Genomic DNA, 22,473 nt, shown 5'->3' on the forward strand with positions numbered 1-22,473 from the left:
AGATGTTCAGTCATGCGGAGGTATAGAGCGCAGCAGCGCCGGGTGCATCAGGCGATGCGCGCGCCGTTGCTGAGCGCGCCGTGTTCATAATCGCGTCGATCATAGAGGCTGCGATTGAGCAGGCTCCATTGGCTGTCCTGCAAAAAACCGTTGGCGTTGTCTTGTTCCGATGCTTGAGCGAGCAGGGTTTCCCCTCCCAAGGCCAAAAGCAGGGCGTGCGTGGTTAACGTCTTCACAGCTTTCTCCTGGAAAATCGGTCGTGCATAGCGGGTCTGGAAGGTGTCCCACCGAATGGGGGACACCGAGGGGCATCTTTAAATCAGCGTCGTTGAGTCAGAGATATTTAAGAATCGCGATATCGCGACGGCGCTGCTTGAGGTTGGCGAACCAGCGTGTCGGGAAGAACAGCAGCACCCCGAGAATCACGCTCCACAGCCAGACCATGGGCAGGTTATCGAAGCCGTAATAGGTGCCCTGATTGGCGCCCCAGATGGCAACGGCCACCAGGTACATGGCCTTGAGCACATACAGGTGCAACAAGTAGAAGAACATCGGCGCACCACCGTAGACCGCCAGGGTCGCGGTGGACCAGCGATTCTGGGCCTTCTCGAACAGCGCCAGAAGGATCAGCCCCAGGCCGAGGGTCGGCATCAGGAACATCAGTGACGGCGGGTACTTCTTCGCGCTCATGAAACTCATGAAGGTGCGCAGCGAATCACCGGTCTGCACCCAGGGTTTCTCGCCGTAAACGTTCAGATAGCGGATGAACACAAACGCCGCCAGCAGGCCGAAGCCGACTTTGAGCAAGCGGGAAATCCGCTCTGCCGGGTCCATGTCCTTGCCGAACCACGGCCCGATGGCCCAGCCCAGCAGGATTACGCCGATCCACGGCAACACCGGGTACGTGGTGCGAGCCCGGGTGAACTCGGTGATGTCGATGAATACGCGCTGATGCAGGATCGACCACGGCACGAAGAACGGCGACTCCGGCCCCACGGTCACGCCATCGAGCAGGTTGTGCCCGGCGACAATGGCCACCCCGAGCACGATCAGCCAACCGCGCTTGAAGTGCAGCAACCCGGCAAGCACGATCATGCAAATGCCAATGCACCAGATCACTTGCAGCCACAGCGTCTTGGGCGGGAACTCGGCGTTCCAGGCAAAGCACACGAACGTGAGCTCCAGAAACACCAGGAACAGCCCGCGCTTGAGCAGGAACACCGAGGTTTCACCGGCCGTGTGTTTCTGGCTGTAGAGCCAGGCCGACAACCCGGTGAGGAAGATGAACACCGGGGCGCAAAGGGTGCTCAGCAGGCGGGTGAAGAACAGGTCCGGGGTCACGCTCAGCGCATCGATCGGGTCGGTGACCTGACGGTGCAGCAGAAAGGTTTCGCGCACATGGTCGATGAGCATCAACAGCATGACGAAGCCGCGCAAGGCATCGATGGCCAACATCCGGGTGTTGGTTTTGGCAACGCTGGTGGCCAGCGCAGGGGAAACACTTCCCGCCTGCCCTGCCACGCTTGTAGATAGGGTCATATCAGTCACTCATGTCTTGGTCAGTGGACTACCGCTGGCTCAGCCCTGTTTCTTCAGCCTGGCAACTTCCGATGCCGGCAGCTGCGACGGCGCCCGCGGCAAGGGTACCTGACCTTCCTTTCGATAGAACGACAGTGTTGAACTGAAGCCGTGCAACGACCTGCCCCTCTCTCTGAACGCATTACAACGCAGGCGATTTTGCGCTTTGTTCCGAATTCATCGCCCGTAATGCAAACGAAGACTGTTTTCGCCGCGTAAACAGCGGTTTATACGGCCTGCGCCAGCATGAAGCGTGTTGAAGCGGTTGTGCGGCCCCGATGTCCGATTGAGGTGCATGCCCAAACCGAATTCTCCGTAGCAGCTGTCGAGCAGCGCGAGGCGGCGTTCGGCGGCGAAGCAGCCGCAAAATCAGTCACTGCGATCCGTCAGGTACACCGTGCATTCAGGGTTTACGACTGCTACGCAGCCGAACGCCACCTCGCGCTGCTCGGCAGCTGCTACACAGAGCCCGTCGCGCGCCTCTTTCGAAGGCGCGGCAGGCTGCAAGGGAATGGGGGGATGTGGCGTCAGCTTCAGTGCCGCAACAATTTGCGCAGCGGCACGCCGTCCTTCAGTACGGGTGACTTGATGACGATGTAGCTGAAATACTTGGAGATGCCGATGTTCTTGTCCAGCAGGCTTTCGACCACTTCCTGATAATGCTGGATGCTGCGTGTCATGAAGCGCACCAGGTAATCGTAGCCACCGCTGATCAGGTGGCATTCGAGCACTTCGTCGACCAGACGGATATTGGACTCGAACTTGGCGAAGTCTTCGCGCTTGTGGTCGCTCAAGGTGATCTCGGTGAACACCGTGACCGAGTCGGTGATCTTGGCCAGGTTCAGGTGAGCCTTGTAGCTGGAAATATACCCGGCCGACTCCAGCCGCTTGACCCGTTGCAGGCAGGGGCTGGCCGACAGGCCCACGGCATCGGCCAGGCTGACGTTGGTCATGCGCCCGTCCTTTTGCAGCTCAACCAGGATGCTGATGTCGATTCGGTCCAGTTTTACTAAACCTTCCATTGCGTACCTCTTGACTGCCGTTTGTAAGACAATCTTCTAGCAAAATCAGCGCCGTAAAGACAGCTGATGCTGAGCCACCAGATCCGCCATGCTGTTAATGCAGTAATCCGCCGCGCACGGCGACGGTTGTCTGGCCCGGCCGCGACAGATCAGGCAGACCGCCCCCGCCCCCGGTTGCCGGGCGCCAGGCCGGGTTACCTGGAGGATGGTGTTGGCATCAAGGTCATTGGCCGCCAGCCAGTCATGGTCCTGCAATGGGTCGCTTGCCAAAGAAATAAAATCGTCGGGCATAATCCCCAGGCGTTCGCACAGCAGGCCGCGATCTTCGGCGTCACGGTCGCCATGCACCAGCAGGCGATAGAACTTGCGTAAATACAGCATGGCGCCGGGTGCATCCTCGAACAACGACCAGCCGACGACGGACCGGGCGAAGCTCATGCCCTCCTCCCAACTGGCTTTCAACGCCCAGCGCTCGGCCAATTGACGGTGGGCGAAACACAGCAAACCACTGAAGCCCAACTCGCCGAAACGCGGGTACAGCGCCCGCACCACCTCGCTGAACTCGGCCAGCACCTGTGCCTTGTCCGGGTGACCGCCACGGCTGTCGAGCAGCGGCTGCAACGCCGCCCAGACTCCGGAATCGCGATCCACCAGCACCTCATCGCAATCGATCAGCAACGCTCGATAATCAGTCAGCCCCATGGTGTGTAAAGCCTCCGATGATGCATTCCATCAATCCATGCTCCATAAATGCTCACGGGCGATGCCGTGTGGCAGCGCCCGTGAGCTGGCGTGAGCTCAGTTCAAGACTCGTGCCAGTGCCGCGTCGAGAATCTGCAACGCTTCATCGATCTGTGCTTCGCTGGTCACCAGTGGCGCGAGGAAGCGCAACACGTTGCGTTGCACGCCGCACTTGATTACCAACAGGCCACCGGCCCGGGCTTCATCGATCAGTCGTTGGTTGAGGTCGGCATCTGCGGTCCGTGCCTCGTCATCCTTGATCAGCTCGATCGCCAGCATGAAGCCGCTGCCGCGCACGTCGCCGATCCGTGGGTAACGGGCCTGCAAGCGCAACAGTCCCTGACGCAGACGCTCGCCCAACGCTTCGCCACGGGCCAGCAACTGCTCTTGCTCGTAGGCCTCGATCACCGCCAGCGCCGCCGCGCACGACAGCGCGTTGCCGCCGTAAGTACCGCCAAGGCCGCCGGGCAATGGCGCGTCCATGATCTCGGCTTTACCGACCACACCGGACAGCGGCAAACCGCCGGCCAGGCTCTTGGCCACGGTGACCAGATCCGGCTGAATCCCGGCGTGCTGGAAACCGAACCATTTGCCGGTACGCCCGAAACCGGTCTGGATCTCATCGAGGATCAGCACGATGCCGTGCTTTTCAGTCAGCGCGCGCAGGGCCTGAAGAAACTCCGCCGGTGCCGCAAGGAAACCGCCATCGCCCTGCACCGGTTCGATGATGATCGCCGCGACCCGCTCAGGCGCCACTTGGGTCGCCAACAACTCGTCCAGTGCCTTGAGCGCCATGTCGCTGGTGACGCCGCGATAGGCATTCGGATACGGAGTGTGGAAAACCTCCGGCGCGAACGGCCCGAAGTTCTGTTTATACGGCTGGCTCATGCCGGTCAGCGTGGTGCCGAGCAAGGTCCGGCCATGGAACCCACCACGAAAGGCGATCACCGCCGAGCGGTTGGTGTGGGCGCGGGCAATCTTCACCGCGTTTTCCACCGCTTCGGCGCCGGAGGTGAAGAACGCTGCTTTATAAGCGTCCTGGCCGCCGATCATTTCGCACAGGCGCTGGGCCAGGTCGAGATAAGGCTTATAGGCCACCACCTGAAAACAGGCGTGGGAGATTTTTTGCAACTGCGCCTGCACCGCCGCGACCACCTTCGGGTGGTTGTGACCGATGTTAAGCACACCGATACCGCCGACAAAGTCCAGGTAGCGCTTGCCGTCCACGTCCCACAATTCTGAACCCAGGGCCCGATCGATCACCAACGGATGCGCGGTAACCAGGCCACGTGGCACGAATTGATCGCGCTGACGGAGCAAATGAGGGGTTTCGTCGACTTTGCTATTCATGGCATTTCCCATCGTGAGTCCGGCAACCGGGAAGTGGTTGCGATGGTGTTCAGGTTAAGGCTTGCGCGAAACGAACTACGCCGAACTTGCCCCCTGAGAAATTCGGATCAACTGTTTTCACCCCGCCAAACGGCAGATTCCTTCAGCCCGCCGAATCTGCCGATGCCGGGTCGATACAAGATCACACAACCCGTTAAAGCCGCTGCTTTCGACAGATCCTGCGCTGGTATTGCGCGATGATGGGCAGCCCCTTCACCTTTCAGGAAATGCCCATGGCCCTGCTGTATAAAGCTGACCCTGTGCGCGGCAAACAGTGGCAAGCGCTGTTTGCCGAACACGCCCCGGATATTGAATGGCGCGCCTGGCCGGACATCGGCGACCCGAAGGACATTCAATACCTGGCCGCGTGGCAGGCACCTGACGATCTCGACGTTGTGCTGCCGAATCTGCAAGTGCTGTTTGCCTTGTCCGCCGGCGTCGATCAACTCGACCTCGGTCGCTTGCCGGCGAGCTTGCCGGTGGTGCGTCTGCTGGATCCGGGCATCACCCGTGGCATGTGCGAATACGCGACTTTTGCCGTACTCAGCCTGCACCGCGACATGCTGCGCTACCGCCAGCAACAAATGGCCCGCTGCTGGCAGGCGCACTTGCTGCAACCGGCGGCCAAACGTCGGGTCGGGGTCATGGGGCTCGGCGCCCAGGCGCAGCAGATTCTGGCGACCTTGCAACCGCTGGGCTTTGCCTTGTCTGGCTGGGCGCGCAGTGCCCATCACATTCCGGGGGTCGATTGCTATGCCGGCAACGCGCAACTGCCGGCGTTCCTCAGCCAGTGCGACATTCTGTTGTGTGTATTGCCGCTGACCGAACAGACCCAGGGCATTCTTGATCGCAACCTGTTTGAGCAACTGCCCAAGGGCGCGGCGCTGATCAACATGGGCCGTGGCGGGCATTTGATAGAAGAGGATCTGCTGGAAGCGCTGGGCAGCGGGCATTTGAGCGGCGCGGTACTTGATGTGCTGCAGCAGGAACCGGCACAGGAGGATCATCCGTTCTGGCACCACCCGCAGATTCTGCTGACACCGCACATCGCCGCGATGACCCAGCCGGAAAGCGCGTTCGGGGTGTTGCTGGAGAACATCCGCCGGCATCAACGGGGTGAGCCGATGCTCGGCGAGATCGATCGCGCGCAGGGTTATTGAACGCCGATGCCATAACGGTCGCTCGGTGTTTAGTGGGTGCCCGGAATGCTGTTATCGCAGGAAATGTATTGCCCGCCACGCCGAAGCAGTTGTTCCTGCATCCGCTGGCAGCGCTCCTGTTCCTGCTGCATCGAACGATCAATGCTGATGTTGCCGGTCTTCTCCGGTTGTTTGCCATCGCCCAGGCGCAACGTCACCCAGGGCTGTTCCGGCTGGAGCTGGAAGCGGATTTTTTCTTCGATGGGCTTGGCGGTTTCGGTTGCTGGCGGTTTCGGCAGTTGATCGGAGGTGACCCCGTAACGGGTCAGAATCGAGCTCTGAGGCAGTTCTGCGGCGGCGGCTGCCGATAACAAGGCCAGCGCCAGACCGAAGGTGTACCTCTTGCTGTTACTCACGTTACTAAATCTCCTGTACTCAATGGCGGCATGCAGCACCGGCGTCATAAGGATAACGCGTGGATGGGCTGATGCTTTAGGGCCGTTGCTGTTGAGGCAGGTATTGGAGTCCGGGAGTGGCCAGTGAGTCACGGGGACAGGCAGGATTACCGCGTTATCGTTCTTCGCGGGCAAGCCTCGCTCCTACAGGGGAAATGGATTCCAATGTAGGAGCGAAGCTTGCTCGCGAAGAGGCCCTTACCGGCGCCGCCTCACCCTCAGGCGATCACAACGCCGCTGCTGGACAAACTGTCCAGCCCAACGCCTACCAGGGTCACCGAATCACTGCCAAACGTCAGCAACGTATCCTGCCCCACCGCCGTGGCATGGGCGCGGAAGTCGTCGTTTGGCGCAACGCCCTGAACCCCGAGGAACACCAGTTTGTCGTTGGCCTGGTAGCCCACCACCCGGTCCTGGCCAAACGCGCCGCTGAACAGGAAAGTATCAATCCCGCCGCCCGACTCGATCAGGTCATTACCCGCCCCGCCGACAAACACATCGTTGCCGGCGCTGCCGATCAAGTGGTCGTTGCCGTCCAGGCCAAACAACCAGTCGCCCGTTGCATGGGCCTTGAGGGTGTCGGTGCCGGTGGTGCCCTTCACGCTCGAGGCGTACTGGGTCAGGTTGCTGCCGACGGTGAGGCCATTGGCGGTGACGCTGTGGGTCACGTCATCCTTGAACAGGCCCCAGAGCAACCCCGGCTCCTTGGTGACGATGCTGCCGATGTCGCGGGTGATGCTGATGCCGCCATTGGCGTCGCGCACGTACAGGTTGCCGACACCGTCATTGGCGAAGACGAAATTCTTCACCGACTGCTGCAGGTCCAGCACGTTGCTGCCCTTGCCGCCCAACAGGATGTTGTAGCCACCACTGTCGCGGAAGGTGTCGTTACCGTCGCGGCCTTCGATGTAGTCGTTGCCCTTGCCGCCCTGGATCAGGTCATTGCCGTCGCTGCCGATGATGAAGGTGCTGCCTTTGTGGGTTTCGGCGTTGCGGTTCAAGTCCTGGACCCAGGTGTTGGCTCGCGCCGGGTCCGAGAGGTTGGCGACGATGATCGTCGAGTCCTTGCTGGTCAGGTCGTAGAACTTGGACTCCAGCACCCGGGTCATGCCGTCGCCGTAACCGGTGGGCAAGTGTGAAATCCAGGTGGCGATGTTGGTGATGGAATACGGCAACACATTCCACGCCGTCGAGGCGTAATGGTCGTTGAAGCTGACGATGTTATCGGTCGCTGAATCCTTGGGAGCGTCGTGCACGCCCACCGAAGCCAGGTTGAACGACGAGCCATCGAGCGCGCGGAACACCGGGTCGTTTTCATAACCGATGTTCAGCACTTTGTCGCTGCTGCTTTGGGTCGGTGAGGCGTAGGCGATGTAGTTGGAATCCTGATAGAACCCGGACCATTTTTCGCTGCTCAAGTCCGCCAGGCTGTTGACCGCCAACCCGCCGAGGCTGTGGCCGCTGACCAGCACGTCCTTGCCCGCAAGGCCATTGGCCTGGGCAAACGCCGCGACTTTGCCGAGCAAATTGCCGAAGGCTTCGCCCGCGTAGTTTTTCGCGTAATCCTTGGGGCCGAGCGCCGCCAGCAGATCGTTGATCACATCACCGATGGAATCGCCGATCTGGATTTCCCTTGGGCCGCTGGTGCCACGAAAGGCAATGCCGATTTCCGTGAGATGACCCTGGGCGTCGTACTTGCCGAGGATCTCCACTTGCGCGCTGGTGTAACCGGCCTTCTCGCCGAAGAAGGTTCCGCGAGCGTCGGTCTTGCCGTCATAGCCCAGTTGCGTGGCCGTGATCGGGGTCCAGCCGGCCTTTTGCACGGCGTCGAGCGCGGCCTTTTCCGAATCGGGGTTCCAGGGAATGCCGGGAATCACGCCCTGGGAGTCGGTGCCGCCGATCAGCGCGGTCACGAGGGTGGCCGGCAAGCCCAGGCCGAAACCGTTTTGCTGGTAACCGGTGGCGAAACCGTTGTCGAGGTTGTGATAGGAATACAGCATGATCGCCATGGCGTCGCTGAACAACGCCTTGGAGTCTGCTGCGCCGAAGTTCTTGTAGTCATACACACCCATTGGTATTGCCTCTCTCTTTGTTGGAATTGTCAGAGATAGCTCACAGCCAGGACGCCTCGATCACGAGGCGCCCCGGAGCCTCTAGTGCATGCCGCCTTTACGCAAACGTAATTCCCGAAGCCGACAGGTTATCCAGTCCCACCCCCACCAGCGTCACGGCGTAATCGCCAATCTTCAGCACCGTGTCGTTGCCGGCCTGTGAAGCGTGCTGGGTGTAGTCATAGCCCTGCCCCGCGCCCTGGACGCCCATGAACACCAGTTTGTCGCTGCCCTGGTAGCCATTGATCGCGTCGAAACCGAAGGCGCCGCTGAACAAAAAGGTGTTGCCGCCGCCCGAGGCATGCATCACGTCATTGCCCGTGCCGCCGACGAAGGTCACATGGCTTTTATCGCTGCGCAGCAGGTCGTCGCCGGCATTGCCGAACAGCCAGTCACCGTCGACGCTGGCCACCAGCGTGTTGCTGTGGGCATCGCCGTTGAGCGAATGGTTGTAGTGGGTCAGTTCCGTGCCATTGAGCAAGCCATTGGCGGTGACGTTGTAGGTCACCTCTTTGCTGCCCCACCACGAGCCCGATTCCTTGCTCACCAGCGCGCCGATGTCGCGGGTCATGCTGATGCCGCCGTAGGCGTCGCGCACATACAGGGTGCCGTCGCCGTCATTGGCAAAGCTGAAGTTCTGCAACGGCTTCTGCAGCTCGAAGGTGTTGCTGCCCTTGCCGCCCAGCAGCAGGTTGTAGCCGCCGTCATCGCGGAACCGGTCGTTACCGTCTCGACCTTCGATGAAGTCATTGCCGGCGCCGCCCTTGAGCCAGTCATTACTGTCGGTGCCGATGATGAACGTGCTGCCGGTGTGGGGCTCGCCGCTGCGGCCCAGGTCTTCGACCCAGGTGGTGCCTCGGGACGACTCCGACAGGTTGGACACGATCAGCGTCGAGTCCTTGTCGGTGAGGTCGTAGAAGCGCGAGTCGATCACCCGGTTCAAACCGTCGGCATAGCCCAACGAGCCGTGGGCCGACCAGTTCAGCGGGTTGAGGATGCTGAACGGCACCAGGTTCTGCGCGGTGGACGCGTACTGGTCATTGAAGTTGACGATGTTGTTGGTCGCCGAATCCTGATGACCGTCGTGCTTGCCCAGCGAGCCACTGCTGAAAGTGGTGCCGTCGAGCACGCGAAACACCGGGTCGTTCTCGTAACCGATGTTCAGCACGTTGTTGCCGGTGGCGCTTTGGGTTGGCGAGGCGAAGGCGATGTAGTTGGCGTCCTTGAAGAAACCGCCCCAGTTATTGCCGCTCAACTCCGCCAGGCTGTTGACCCCCAGCCCACCGAGACTGTGGCCGCTGACCAGCACGTCCTTGGCGCTCAGGCCGTGGGCGATGGCAAACGCGGCGACGCTTTTGAGCAAGGTATCGAAGGCGTTTTTCGCGTAGTTGCTCGCGTAATCCGCCGGTCCGACCGCGGCCAGCAGGTTGTTTTTCATGTCGCCGAAGGTGTCGCTGTAACCCAGGCCGCCAGTGCCACGGAACGCAATGCCGAGGCCGATCAGCTGCCCTGCCCCGTCGTATTTACCGAGGATTTCGGCTTCGGCGCTGGTGAAACCGTCCTTCTCGCCATAGAAGGTGCCTTGAGGCCCGACCTTGCCCTGATAGCCCAGGGCTGCCGCGCCAATCGGCGCCCAAGCGGTCGCTGGCAGTGGCTGGCCGGTGGGCGTGTACGCGTAGAGCGTCAGCGCGATCGCGTCGCTGTACAACGTCTTGCCGTCAGCATTTTTGTAATCAAACAGTCCCATGTTGTGGCTTCCTTTGCGTCAAATCAGAACTGCCAGTCCAGGGTCAGGCCCACACCGTGGTTTTTTTCCCGGGAGCCGAGCAGCCCGTTGTAATCCAGGTTCAAACGGGTATCGCGGCCCAGCGCCAGTCCGGCACGGGCGCCGACCACCGCGGCATCGCGGTCCATCGACACGCTTTGCACGCTGAACGCGGTGTTGCCGTTGACGAAGGCCAGGTGGTCTTCGGAACGGGTGCTGCTCAGGTTGTGCTGCCAGCCGAGCGTGCCGGACAGTTCCAACTGATGCTGGTCGGACAGCGCAATGGCTTTGCTCGCCCGCAGGCCGAGGGTCGAGAGCACCGCATCGCGGTTGTTTTCACCGCCCTTGAGTGCGGCGGCATCACCTTTTTCGCTGAAGCTGTCGCTGTTCAAATGCACGTAGGCCAGGTTGGCGAACGGCTCCAGTGCCAGCGGTTGCAGGTCCAGGCGATAGGCTGCTTCGGTGAACAGTTGCGCGGTGGTCGCATCGCGTTTGGATTTCTGCTTGCCGCTGACGTCACCGAATTGCAGGTCGCGTTTGACGTCGATGCGATGCCAGCTGTAAGCGCCGCCGACACTCAGGCGCAGCGCGTCGATCTCATGGCCCAGGTAGGCGCCCAAGTGATAGCTGTCGACGGAAGCTGAAGAGTGCGTGCCATCGCCCATGCTCAATGAGCTGTCGCTGTAACCAGTGACGAAACCCAAGCGCGTATGTTCAGTGATCAAGCCATCGACACCGGCCAGCAACCCGCCAATGGAGCTGTTAGAACTGGCGTTGTCATGCCCGCCATCGCTCTTGCCCCAGGCGCCGAGCACTTTGAGCCAGGCATTGCTGCGGTCATCGGTCGGTGCGCCGGCGTCGAACAGATCATGCTCGCGCAAACGTTCGCCGACGGCATCGCGCAGGTAGTGGCTGTCGTTGATCAGCAGCGTGCCGATCGCCGGATGAATCTCGCCAGACAGCTGCTGGAACGCCTGTTGCGCGACAGCGGCGGTCGGCGACAGCAGCAGGGTTTCGTACAGCGGATTGCCTGCGCCCAGTTGCTCGGCAGCAGCGGCCACGGCGCGTTGGTTCGGGGTTTGGCCAACGCTGGTGAAGGACGTCGCATTACGCTCGACGGCCAGTTGAATGCCGTTGGCCGCGTAGTCGAGGGTGCCACCGATAAACAGGTAATCCGGCAGCACTGCTCCGAAGCGCCCTTCGATTCCGCCGGCCGCTTGCAGGATGTTGTACTGATTGCCGAGCAGGGTTTTCGCCTCGCCGGTGGTCAGCAGCGTCGGGCTGTTTTCCAGCGACAGGCTGACCGTTGCGCCGTCAATGATCGCCTTGCCGCCGGCGATGATCCGGTCGCTGCTGGTGGGCGACAGTTCTACGGCGTAGGTCGAACCAGGTTCGAAGGTCACGTCGCCCGCCACCTGCAAGGTGCCGATGGAATTGCCGGGGGCTACAGTACCGCCGCTTTTCGCGGTCAGTGCCGCGATGCTGCCGTTACCGCCAAGGATGCCGCTGTTGTTGACGGTGACGGCCGACAGCAGCGAACCGTTGATCGCCAATCGGCCCTGATTGACCAGGGTCGGGCCGGTGTAGGTGTTGGCGCCGGTCAGCACCAGCGTGCCGATGCCCTGCTTGGTCAGGCCGCCATGGCCGGAAATGTCGTTACGCCAATAGTCGAGCCCGCAATGCACGTCATTGCACACGCGCTCGGTGGGTTTGCCAGCATCGATGATCGCGCCGATACCCGGCAAGTCCGCGACAAACTGGCTGGAGCCGTAGGCGCCGTTGATGCGGAACTCCTCGGGAATGTCCTGCTCAGTGACGAACATCGCCGGGCCATCGATGCCTTTGCGCAGGTTGATCATGCCCCAGCCGTACAGTGCGTCGACGCCGGGTGCGCCGAGGTCGGTGGCGGTGGTGCGCAGCACGCTGGCAACTTGCGCGCCGGTCATGTACGGGAAGCGTTCCATCAACACTGCCACCGAGCCGGCAACGTGCGGCGCCGCCATCGAGGTGCCGTTGTAGTTGGCGTAGCCGGTGGTCAGGTTATCGGCATTGGTGCCACTGATGATCGAGCTATAGATGCGGCTGCCCGGTGCCGACACGCAGAAACTCGCGGTGTAGCCGCAGCGCGACGAGAAGGTGCTGATGGTGTAGAGGTCGGGGCTGTTGATGTCCGGGTTCTTCTGCAACGCGGCGACGGTCATCCAGTTCGGCGCGATCTGGGGGACGAAGTAACCGAGGCCGGCGATAGCGTCCGGGTTGTTGAGGTTGTAGTCGTTGCCGGCGGCGAAGATCGTGACGATGCCGCTGCGGGCCGCCGCAATGGCGCCGTCGTAGGCTCCGCCGGGTTTGGTCCCGAGCAAGGTCTGGATTTCGTTGAATTGCAGTTGCGCGTCCTGCACGGTGAAGTGCGGGTACGCCGGGTTCCGGCCGCCGAGATCGAAGCGGTCGGTGATGCCGATGCCCCAGCTGTTGTTGATGATCCGCGCGCCGCTGGCGATCAGGGCGTCCCAGCCGGCCTTGTACACCGCGCCGTCGTTGCCACGGATGATGCCGTCTTCCGGGCCTGGGTCGCCGTTGTCAGCGCTGATGATTTGCGCGCCAAAGGCGACGCCGTGCATCGGTCCGCCATCGCGACTGCCCGCGGCGATCCCGCCAACGTGGGTGCCGTGGGCGCCGAGTTTGCCGTTGGAACCTACTGAAGGCGAACCGTCATAGAGAAAGGCGTCCCCGGCTTTGACCGGAATGTACGGATCGGTGTACTCGCGGATGCCGCTGGTGACCAGGGTTATTACCTTGTTGGCCCCGGAAAACTCCGGGTGCAAGGCGTAGACCGGCTGGTCGAAGATCCCCAGTTTCACCCCTTTGCCGGTGTAACCGGCCGCATAGGCATCCTGAGCGTTGATCGCCCCCAGCCCCCAGTCGGCGTTGAACTCCGCGCTGCGCCAACTGTTCGGGTCACCGACCCTGCCGTTTTCCACGTAGGGTGCCGCGTGTGCGGTGCCCAGGGTTGCCAGTGCACAGAGCAAGGCAAGTTTGTTGTACTTGTTATCCATCAAGCTACCGTCCTTAGTTGTGTTGCAAAGATCCTTGGGCCTTCAAAGGCGTGTCTTGTCCTGCTACTAAAACTGCCAATTGAGACTCAGCCCTACTCCATGGCTCTTCTCGCGGCTGGCCAGTTGGCCGGTGTAATCGAGGTTCAACCGAATGTCCCGACTCAAGACCAGGCTGGCATGGGCGCCCACCAGCGCCGCATCACGAACCAGCGGCGAGCTCTGCACCGCGAACGGTGCGCCACCGCTGGCAAACACCAGGTGTTCTTCGGAATCGGTGTTGCTCAGGTTGTGCTGCCAACCGAGGCTGCCGCTCAGGTCCAGCTGTGAAGTAGCGCGGGTCGGGGTTGGGACCGAACAGGAAACTGTCGTTCTTGTTGGTGTTGCCGACGTAGATTTGTGCGTTGAACGCCACGCCGTACATGCCGCTGCCATCCCGGGACGCGCCCATGGTGCCGGTGACGTGGGTACCGTGGGAGTCGTTGTGGGCGTTGAGCGTGCCGTCGATATTGAGCGCTGAACCATCGACATAGCTGCCGCCGGCCGTCACTGCGTGATAGCGGTCGGCGGCGAATTCGGGATGGCTGGAATCGAAACCGGAATCCAGCGCGCCGATTTTCACGCCTTTGCCGGTGATGCCGGCGGCATAGGCTTGATCGGCCTGCATCCGCCCCAGACCCCAATCGCGCTGGAACTCCGCCGAACGCCAACTGGCCGGGTCACCGAGGGTGCCGGTTTCCAGGTACTGCGCCAGGGCCGAACCCGGCGCTGATGAAATCAAGAGCAGCAGCGTGCCGACCGACATCGGCTTGATCTGTACGTCCATGTGCATGAAATCTCGCTTTCTTGGCGTTTTTAGAGTTCTAGGCCCCGGTCCCAGGGGCGAGGTGTTGCTGTGATTCTGTGGCGAGGGAGCTTGCTCCCGTTCGGTTGCGCAGCAACCGCCATTGGGTCTGCTTCGCAGCCCAGCGGGAGCAAGCTCCCTCGCCACACTGTTTTCTAACGGCTACTGTGCCCTCGCGCCCTGGCCGAACGCCTCATCCACCTTGGCCAAGTCCTGTTCGTTCAAGGTGCCGGCGTAGTAATGCAACTTGGTCCAGGCCATCAGATAGTCGTAGCGTGCCTGTGCCAGATCCCGGCGGGTGGTAAATAGTTGTTGTTCGGCATTCAATGCGTCGAGGTTGACCCGTTCACCACCCAGAATGCTTTGTTTGGTCGAGACCACCAGCGCTTCGGCCGAGGTCAGGGCCTTCTGATAAGCGCGCAGCTTGTTGACCCCCGACAGGCAGGCGCTGAACTGGCGGCGCAGCTGGATCAAGGTTTCCCGGGTCTTGCCGTCCAGCTCGTACTCAGCCTGTTCCATGTTGCGGCTGGCCTGCCGGGTCGAGGCCGAGACGCCGCCACCGGCGTACAGCGGCACATTGACTTCAATACCGATGGTGTTGGTGTCGTAGCGCTGGTTGTAGGTGTTGCCGCTTTCCGATTCGTTCTGGCGCATCGAGGCGTAGGCGCTGACTTTCGGCAGGTGCCCGGCGCGGTTGCGTTCGACTTCATAGCGCGCCACTTCCACCGCCTGGCGCTGGGAAGCCAGGCTCGGGTTATTGGCCACCGCCATCTCGTGCCAGGTGTCGTAGTTGGCCGGTTGCAGGGTGAAGGTCTGGAAGTTCTGATCCAACGGCGTCAGGTCGCCAATGTCGATGGCGGCTACACCCACCAGGGCGCCCAGTTCCCGCAGAGCCGCATCCTGTTCGTCCCGCGCCTCGATTTCCTCGGCGGTCGCCAGCTCGTAACGTGACTCGGCTTCGAGGATGTCGGTGCGCGTGCCTTCCCCTTGGCGGAACATCTGCTCGTTCTGCTGGAACTGCTCCTCGAAGGCTTTTTTCTTCGCGCGCGCGATGTCGATCTGGTCCTGGGCGAACAGCGCCTTGGTGTAATTCTCCAGCACGCGAACCAGCAGTTCCTGGCTCTTGCCACGGAAGTTTTCATCGGCGAACAGCGATTGCGCCACGCCTTTGCGATACGCAGCGTAAGCCTCGTAATCGAGCAACGGCTGTTGCAGGGTCAGGGTCGAGCCGTAACTGCTGTAGTTGCGATCTTCACTCTGGCTGTTACCGCGGGCATTCAGATTGGTGGCCTTGGAGGAGTTACGCCCCTTGTTGTAGTTGTAACCCAGCCTCGGCAACAGCCCGGCGCGGCCGATGTCGCGGTTTTCGAGGCCGGCATCGCGCTCCTTGATGGCACCGAGGAACACCGGATCATTGCGTAACGCTTGCTCGTAGATGTCGAACGGCCCCATGGCCATTGCGCTGTTGCACGTCAGCAACGCCAGGGTCGCTGCGAGCAGGGAAAGCTTATTCATACAACCGAACATCCTTATTCCTCGGTCAACGCGGAGCCTGCCCGGTCGAGCAGCGGTTTGAACAGATAGTTGAGGAGTGAACGCTCACCGGTGCGCACGAACATTTCTGCCGGCATGCCAGGCTTGATCACCAGGCCGTTGAGTTTTTCCATCGCCTGATCGCTGACGCTGCTGCGCAGCACGTAATACGGCGCACCGGTTTTCTCATCGACCATTTGGTCGGCGGAGATCAGGCTGACTTCGCCCGGCACTCGCGGGGTACGGCTCTGGTTGAACGCGGTGAACAGAATGTCCACCGGCAAGTGCGTGCCGACCTTGTCGATCAAGTTGATCGGCAAGTGCCCTTCCACTTCCAGGCTGGTGCCTTGCGGGACAATCTCCAGCAGGTTTTCGCCCTGGCGTACTACCGCGCCTTCGGTATGAACCCCAAGGTTGACCGCAATGCCATCGGCGGTGGCGACGATTTCGCTGTGTTGCAGGTCGAAGCCGGCGGAAGTCAGCTGCTCTTCCAGGGTCACGCTTTTGAGCTGCGCGTCGGCCAGTTGGCTGCGGACTTCCTTCTGGTATTCCTCACTGTGCTGTTGCAGCTTCAGTCGGGACTCGAGGATGCCCTGCTCCACCCGGCCGCTTTCGCCGGTGTTCTCTGCCAGTTGTTGCTGCACTTGCGACAGCTGACGCTGGTACTCCATCAAGCGGTTGCGCGGGATGTAGCCGTTGTCTGCCAAGGGCTGCAGATTGCTCAACTGTTGTTGCAGGGAACTGGCCTGGGCTGTCAGGTCCGTGCGCGCGCGGCGCATGCCGGCCAGTTGCGCGCTGGCGCCTTCGATGTTCGCGCGCAAAGCGCCTTGCTCACGGGAAAACGCTTCGCGGCGGCTGCTGAACAATTGCCGTTGGCCTTCAAGCACCAGCGCCAGGCGCGGATCGGGATCGTTGCTCAGTTCAGCGGGGAAATTCACCTGCTTGAGGTTGTCCCGTTCACTCTGCCAGCGCGCCAGGCTGGCCCACGCCATGCGGTATTGCGCTTGCAGCGATTGCACGTCGGCCGCGACCTGAGTCTGGTCGAGGCGGAACAGCGGCTGGCCTTGTTTCACCACTTGGCCTTCACGCACCAGAATCTGGCTGATCACGCCATTGCTCATCGATTGCACGGCCTTGCGCTTGCCCGAGACCACCACGGTGCCCTGCACCGGGATGCCTTGATCGAGTGGCGCGAGGCTCGCCCAAGTGAAAAAACTGCCGGCGCCGACAATCGCCAGAATCCAACCCATGCGGGCGAAGAAACGGGCATCGCGCTCAGGGCGTTCGGCAATGTAATCGTGTTCCATCGTCGCTTCGCTGTCGTTGTTCATGCGTGTGCTGCTCATACACCCGAATTCCTGGTCGTGGGCTGATACTGCCGGCTCATGCTGAGCCCGCCCGGTGCCTGCGCGGCTTTTTCACGTGATTGTTCCTGGGTAGCCGACGGGTTGCCGGCAAGCGCCTTGAGCACGTCCTGGCTTGGGCCGAAGGCTTGCAAGCGACCTTCGTTGAGCACCAGCAACTTGTCGGCCTGGGCCAGGGCCGAAGAACGATGGGTGACCAGAATCACGCTGGTGCCCCGGGCCTTCATGTGTGCGATGGCGCCGGCCAGTGCCGCTTCGCCGACGGTATCGAGGTTGGAGTTCGGTTCATCCAGTACCACCAGGCTCGGATGACCGTACAACGCACGAGCCAGGGCCACGCGTTGCTTCTGGCCACCGGACAAACCGCTGCCGTCTTCGCCGAGCACGGTGTCGTAGCCCTGGGGCATGCGCAGAATCAATTCATGGACGCCAGCCTGTTGCGCGGCTTCGACGACTTTTTGCGGGTCTGCCTCACGGAATCGGGCGATGTTTTCGGCGATGCTGCCACTGAACAATTCGATGTCCTGGGGCAGATAGCCGATGTAAGGGCCGAGGTCGTCGCGGTTCCAGCGATGAATGTCCGCGCCGTCGAGGCGCACCGTGCCGCCCAGCGTCGGCCAGACGCCGACCAGCACCCGTGCCAGAGTCGATTTACCGGAACCGGAAGCCCCGAGCACGCCCAGCACTTCGCCGGCGCCGAGGTTGAAATTGACCATGTGCAAGGTCGCTGCCCGCTGCCCCGGCGGGCCGGCGCTGACTTGCTCAAACGTGATCTGGCCTTTCGGTGCCGGCAGCGCCATGGCCTCGTCACTCGCAGGAAAGGCTTGCAGCAAGGCGTCGAGGCGGCGGTACGCGAGTTTGGCGCCGCTCCACTGTTTCCACACGGCAATCAACTGATCGATGGGGCTCAGCACCCGGCCCATCAAAATGGAGCCGGCGATCATCATCCCGGCGGTCATGTCGCCCTTGATCACCAGCAAGGCGCCCAACCCCAAGACCAGGGATTGCAGGCACAGGCGCAGGGTTTTGCTCAAGGAACTGATGACCGCGCCGGTATCGCTGGCCTGATTCTGCAGGCCGAGAAAACGCGAGTGCACCCCGAACCAGCGCTTGCGCAATGCACCAAGCATGCCCATGGCTTGAATGGTTTCGGCGTTATGCAGATGACTGGTGGCCAGTTGGCTGGATTTCTGGGAAAACCCTGCCGCTTCGCCCAAAGGCTTTTTGGTCATGGCCTCGTTGAGGCAGGCCAGCCCGATCAGCAGCACCGCCCCTGCAGTGGCCAATACGCCGAGCCAGACGTTAAACAGGAAAATCACAAACAGATAGACCGGAAACCATGGCGCATCGAAGAAGGCAAACAGCGCCGGACCGGTGACAAACTGGCGAATATGGGTCAAGTCGCCCAGGGATTGCCCGGCGTTGCCCTCACCCTTGAACAGGTTGCGCTCGAAAGCAGCCTGATACACCCGCAGGTTGAAACGGCGCTCCAGTTGGCTGCCGATACGGATGACGATGAAACTGCGCACAGTCTCCAGCAACCCGATGAAGGCGAAGAACCCGACCACCATCAGCGACAACATCGCCAGTGTGGTTTCGTTTTGCGACGACAGCACCCGGTCATAAACCTGGAGCATATAAATCGACGGGACCAACATCAGAACGTTGATCAATGCGGTAAAGCAGCCGACGCTGATCAAGATGCTCTTATAGTCGCCCAGTGCCTTGAATAACGGTGCGGTGGCCGGGCTCTTCGCCATCTTCATTGGTTTTTCCTGAGGTATTAAGCCTCGCCTCACTTGGCAAGGTTCCAATTAACTGTCCGCACGCGGGTCGAGACATTCTCTTGCCGGTTATCGCTGACAGATTAATAACAACTCTTTTTAAACTTTAAAGAGTCCCGGTTATTGATCTGCTGCTTATAACTGCAATAACGGTCTTTATATTCAGCACTGCTATCGGTCCGACGCTTTTCGCTTATTGCGCTGCGCGCGTAAGCGTAATAATCAGCCCCGACTTCAAGGTGCTTTTATAAAGCCCCTCATGCTGTCGGCTGAAAAACACAATTCTTGAGCCTTCTTCCCCGGTCACGGCAATGCCGTCCGGCTCCGGGAACCAGCCCATCGCCGATTTGTTCAGCCAGGCACTGAAGCAATCGGCCCCCTCACCCAGGGTCTGGTCCGATTTAAGCTCTATCGTGCAGACATTCGACGGTTTGTCCTGCAGCGCCTGCGACTCGGGCGAGTCTTGCGCGGTATTCAAAATGGCTTGCCATTTGCCGGCGAGCTCCGACGGATCGGCTAATTTCAGACTGCTTGCCATGGCTACTTCTCCAAGAAACATCATTAGCGTCGCTAACAGCCACGCGGTTGTTTTGCAGGTAAAAGCGTTCTGGGTCATAGGGCGTTTTACTCTGGATCGGGGCAGAGAACGACGCGTAAAGCGCCGCCCTCCTTTATGCCTTGAATCAGGCCACGATGTCCGAGAACGCCGCCTGGCCAACGGTGCTGACCAGGAAATCAGCCACGCCGTGCCCGGAGAAGTCCACCGACAACAGGCTGTTGCCGCCCGAAGTGGTCAACACTGCATCGCCTGCCGCACCGGTGAACGAGTTCACGAAATGCAGGCCCGCGCCTTTGGTGATGCCGGTCAGGTCGATCTTGTCCAGGCCGCTGACAAAATCGAGGATCTGGTCGACCGCGCCTGGCTTGGAGTCGCTGCTGGCCGCGAACACGAAGGTGTCCGAACCCGAGCCGCCCCACAGTTTGTCTGCACCGCCCGCGCCGAAGAGGATGTCGTTGCCGGCACCGCCCTTCAGTTCGTTGGACACACTGTTACCGATCAACAGGTCGCTACCCGAGCCGCCAATCGCGTTCTCGATCGTGACGCCTTTGGCGATGGACACGTTGCCCACCAGGCCGCCAACGTCGGAGAACGAGGCTTCATTGAGGTTGATCTTCTGGTTCTGGGTAAAGCCGGAGAAATCCAAGGTGTCCTTGCCGCCCGCATCCCACACCGAAAACACGACTTTGTCCGACGAGGAAGATGCGCTCAAGAAGTCGCGACCGGCGTTGGAGTTGAAGCCGTAGGTGGTGTCACCGGTACGGGTGGTGGTGTTGGCACCGTAGAGCTTCTGGATGGCCGCGATATCGTCCATCAGCGGGCCGGAAGAATACGCTTCCACACCGCCCTTGCTGAAGTTCTGATCGGTATTGCTTTCACTCCAGTAACTCATGACGCTATAACCGCGGGTGTCTTGCCCGTAAGTCGCGTCATTGTAGGTCGGCGCACCTTCACCGGCGTTGTAATCGCCAGGGTGGGCCAGCCCCAGGGTATGACCGATTTCGTGGGTCAGGGTCTGACGGCCGTAGTTGTTCAGGTCCGGCGTCTTGTTCGGCGTATAGCTGCTGTTGGTCAGGTACCACGAAGTACCGTCATAACCGGCGCCCGTGCCAGGCAGATAAGCGAATGCCGCTGCGCCATCCTGACCACCGCTGTAGTTGCCGAAGGTCATGTGACCGTCACCACCGGAGGACTTCTCGGTGAAGGTGACGTTGGCCACGTCGGCCCAGGATTGCATGGCGAGCACGGCCTGGGCTTTCTGTTGCGTATTGAACTGGCTGAACCCGGTAATGCCGTGCTTGTTCATGGTGCTCGACGAGGCCGAGGTCAGGAACGTGTAGGTAAGTTCGATTTTGCCACTGCCGTCCTTGTCCTGGTAAGCAGCGCCGTCACGCAGCAGCTGGGTAGCGGCCTGGTCGACGGAGAAGGAGGGTTTGCCATTGACCGTGAGATTGCCACCCCGATCATACTGATGGCTGAAACTATCGATCTGGTTGTAGGCAGAACTGGCGGCAGCCAATGGTGCAAAGGCCTGTTCGGCAAGATCAATAGCGTTGTCTTTTACTTTCGACATAAACACACTTCCTTGTTTAGCAATGGAACAGTTTTTGTCCGATACGACAATCTCTGGCGAGATCGTCCTATCACTCGCCCAATGAAGGCGTATGAAAACTGACACAATTCGAAATCAAACGTCTACATTTTTTTTGACGTCAAATTGAACTGTTTCGCAGAACTCCAGCAAACATTGCTTGTGCTGTCAAAAGATTGTTCTTAGTACAGGGTTTCAGCCGGATTGTCCGACAATTTCATATTTAAATATTAAATATTGGTAAGTTGTTTTTTTGTTGATTGGCTCTCTTTTTTTGGACTTCTTAGTATCAGTGCCAGTGTATTGACATCAATCAAATTAAACGTCCAGTTAGTTGCCGCAGTGGACAACGACAGGGCTCCGACGACCCGTTAATCCCGGCACCGCTCTCAGACCATGCTCGTGATTGCGGCCTGCTAGACTGATTACGCTCTGGCTTGCCAGGCCACCGCATCCGAACGGCCAAAGTCCCTGTCTCCTGATCTGGAGGTATCCCATGAGCAACAGTACCGAACTCACAACTTTTAACGGCTGGGCCGCAACATCGGCAGGCGCGCCGCTGGAGCGCTATAGCTACGACCCCGGTCCATTGGGCGCCGAGGAGGTGGAAGTCGCCGTGGAGTATTGCGGCGTCTGTCACTCCGACCAGTCGATGATCGATAACGAATGGGGTCTGAGCCACTACCCGTTTATCCCTGGCCACGAAGTAGTCGGCAGTATCGTGCGAGTGGGCGCACAGGTACGCGGTCTCGAAGTGGGGCAACGGGTGGGCATTGGTTGGTACAAGGGCAGTTGCATGCATTGCTCCTCGTGTATCGAAGGCTCCCACCAGCTATGCAACACAGTCCAACCCACCATCGTCGGCAGCAACGGCGGCTTCGCCGATCGCCTGCGTTCGCACTGGGCCTGGGCGCTTGCGATACCGGACGGACTTGACCCGGCCATGGCCGGACCGCTGTTCTGCGCAGGCTCGACGGTGTTCAACCCGCTCGTGGAATTCGACGTCAAGCCCACTGACCGGGTCGGTGTCGTGGGAATCGGCGGCCTCGGTCATCTGGCACTACGCTTCCTCAACGCATGGGGTTGCGAAGTCACGGCCTTTACCTCGTCGCTGAGCAAACAGGACGAAGCCAGGCGCCTGGGGGCACACAACGTGCTCGCCTCTACCGACAGTAACGCGCTGAAATCCATTGCCGGCACCCTGGATTTTCTCCTGGTCACCGCCAACGCCGACCTCGACTGGCCGGCCATGCTCGGCACGCTGCGCGGCAAGGGTCGCCTGCACTTTGTCGGCGTCGTGCCTGGCGCTATTCCAGTGCACGTATTCAACCTGCTGCCCCAACAAAAGAGTGTGTCCGCCTCGCCGGTTGGCTCGCCCAGTAACACAGCAACCATGCTTGAGTTCTGCGCCCGGCATCAGATCTTGCCGCAGGTCGAACACTTTCCCATGAGCCGGATCAACGACGCCATTGATCACCTACGCAGTGGCAAGGCACGTTACCGCGTCGTGCTGGACGCCAGCAAATGACAGACTGGCGCGTCGGGTAA

Annotated in this window: 16 protein-coding genes and 2 pseudogenes; 2 read left to right on the forward strand and 16 right to left on the reverse strand. The window is 60.6% G+C overall.

The features are described 5' to 3' along the window. Window positions 1-47: 47 nt before the first annotated feature. The 5 genes from LOY28_RS14605 to gabT form a co-directional block, all read right to left on the reverse strand. The gene (locus LOY28_RS14605; RefSeq protein WP_258614387.1) at window positions 48-236 is read right to left on the reverse strand and encodes an OprD family porin; all 189 of its coding nucleotides are present in this window, start codon (window positions 234-236) and stop codon (window positions 48-50) included. A gap of 97 nt (window positions 237-333) precedes the next feature. After that, the gene (locus tag LOY28_RS14610) at window positions 334-1,539 is read right to left on the reverse strand and encodes a DUF1624 domain-containing protein (protein WP_258614388.1); all 1,206 of its coding nucleotides are present in this window, start codon (window positions 1,537-1,539) and stop codon (window positions 334-336) included. Between the two features lie 572 nt (window positions 1,540-2,111). Then, on the reverse strand, window positions 2,112-2,600 hold the full coding sequence (locus tag LOY28_RS14615; protein ID WP_003174918.1) for an Lrp/AsnC family transcriptional regulator: 489 nt from the start codon (window positions 2,598-2,600) through the stop codon (window positions 2,112-2,114). 45 nt (window positions 2,601-2,645) lie between these two features. After that, on the reverse strand, window positions 2,646-3,302 hold the full coding sequence (locus tag LOY28_RS14620) for a hypothetical protein (protein WP_064617999.1): 657 nt from the start codon (window positions 3,300-3,302) through the stop codon (window positions 2,646-2,648). A 96-nt stretch (window positions 3,303-3,398) separates the two neighbouring features. Next, on the reverse strand, window positions 3,399-4,691 hold the full coding sequence (gabT, locus tag LOY28_RS14625; RefSeq protein ID WP_204123552.1) for a 4-aminobutyrate--2-oxoglutarate transaminase: 1,293 nt from the start codon (window positions 4,689-4,691) through the stop codon (window positions 3,399-3,401). Between the two features lie 272 nt (window positions 4,692-4,963). On the opposite strand from gabT, the gene LOY28_RS14630 reads away from it, so the two are divergent. Continuing rightward, a complete protein-coding gene (locus LOY28_RS14630; protein WP_258614389.1) occupies window positions 4,964-5,890 on the forward strand; it encodes a glyoxylate/hydroxypyruvate reductase A in 927 nt (308 codons plus the stop codon). A gap of 29 nt (window positions 5,891-5,919) precedes the next feature. Here LOY28_RS14630 and LOY28_RS14635 read toward each other — a convergent pair whose 3' ends face one another. The 11 genes and pseudogenes from LOY28_RS14635 to LOY28_RS14685 form a co-directional block, all read right to left on the reverse strand. After that, complete coding sequence (locus tag LOY28_RS14635; protein ID WP_258614390.1) at window positions 5,920-6,285, reverse strand: hypothetical protein; 366 nt, start codon at window positions 6,283-6,285, stop codon at window positions 5,920-5,922. Window positions 6,286-6,542: 257 nt separating this feature from the next. Beyond that, window positions 6,543-8,396: a polyurethanase gene (locus LOY28_RS14640; protein ID WP_258614391.1), complete on the reverse strand. Its 1,854-nt coding sequence runs from the start codon at window positions 8,394-8,396 to the stop codon at window positions 6,543-6,545. 97 nt (window positions 8,397-8,493) lie between these two features. Continuing rightward, window positions 8,494-10,182: a polyurethanase gene (locus tag LOY28_RS14645; protein WP_258614392.1), complete on the reverse strand. Its 1,689-nt coding sequence runs from the start codon at window positions 10,180-10,182 to the stop codon at window positions 8,494-8,496. 23 nt (window positions 10,183-10,205) lie between these two features. Next, a complete protein-coding gene (locus LOY28_RS14650; RefSeq protein ID WP_258614394.1) occupies window positions 10,206-13,253 on the reverse strand; it encodes an autotransporter serine protease in 3,048 nt (1,015 codons plus the stop codon). A 66-nt stretch (window positions 13,254-13,319) separates the two neighbouring features. Further along, window positions 13,320-13,577 (reverse strand): annotated as a pseudogene (locus LOY28_RS14655) (autotransporter domain-containing protein); the annotation flags it as partial. Then, window positions 13,573-14,076, reverse strand: a pseudogene (locus LOY28_RS14660) (S8 family serine peptidase); the annotation flags it as partial. The pseudogenes LOY28_RS14660 and LOY28_RS14655, both read right to left, overlap by 5 nt. A gap of 180 nt (window positions 14,077-14,256) precedes the next feature. After that, window positions 14,257-15,621, reverse strand: a complete 1,365-nt coding sequence (locus LOY28_RS14665) for a TolC family outer membrane protein (protein WP_258614396.1) — start codon at window positions 15,619-15,621, stop codon at window positions 14,257-14,259. 2 nt (window positions 15,622-15,623) lie between these two features. Then, window positions 15,624-16,973, reverse strand: a complete 1,350-nt coding sequence (locus LOY28_RS14670; protein WP_111453380.1) for an HlyD family type I secretion periplasmic adaptor subunit — start codon at window positions 16,971-16,973, stop codon at window positions 15,624-15,626. After that, the gene (locus tag LOY28_RS14675) at window positions 16,970-18,757 is read right to left on the reverse strand and encodes a type I secretion system permease/ATPase (RefSeq protein ID WP_064618015.1); all 1,788 of its coding nucleotides are present in this window, start codon (window positions 18,755-18,757) and stop codon (window positions 16,970-16,972) included. Before LOY28_RS14675 ends, LOY28_RS14670 begins: the two co-directional genes overlap by 4 nt. A gap of 211 nt (window positions 18,758-18,968) precedes the next feature. Beyond that, window positions 18,969-19,391: an AprI/Inh family metalloprotease inhibitor gene (locus LOY28_RS14680; protein ID WP_018926003.1), complete on the reverse strand. Its 423-nt coding sequence runs from the start codon at window positions 19,389-19,391 to the stop codon at window positions 18,969-18,971. 67 nt (window positions 19,392-19,458) lie between these two features. Beyond that, entirely contained in the window at window positions 19,459-20,907 is a 1,449-nt protein-coding gene (locus LOY28_RS14685; RefSeq protein WP_018926004.1) for a serralysin family metalloprotease, read from the reverse strand. Between the two features lie 514 nt (window positions 20,908-21,421). Here LOY28_RS14685 and LOY28_RS14690 point away from each other — a divergent pair. Beyond that, window positions 21,422-22,453: an NAD(P)-dependent alcohol dehydrogenase gene (locus tag LOY28_RS14690; protein ID WP_258614398.1), complete on the forward strand. Its 1,032-nt coding sequence runs from the start codon at window positions 21,422-21,424 to the stop codon at window positions 22,451-22,453. Window positions 22,454-22,473 lie beyond the last annotated feature (20 nt).

The organism is Pseudomonas sp. B21-017, from assembly GCF_024749245.1.
GTDB lineage: Bacteria > Pseudomonadota > Gammaproteobacteria > Pseudomonadales > Pseudomonadaceae > Aquipseudomonas.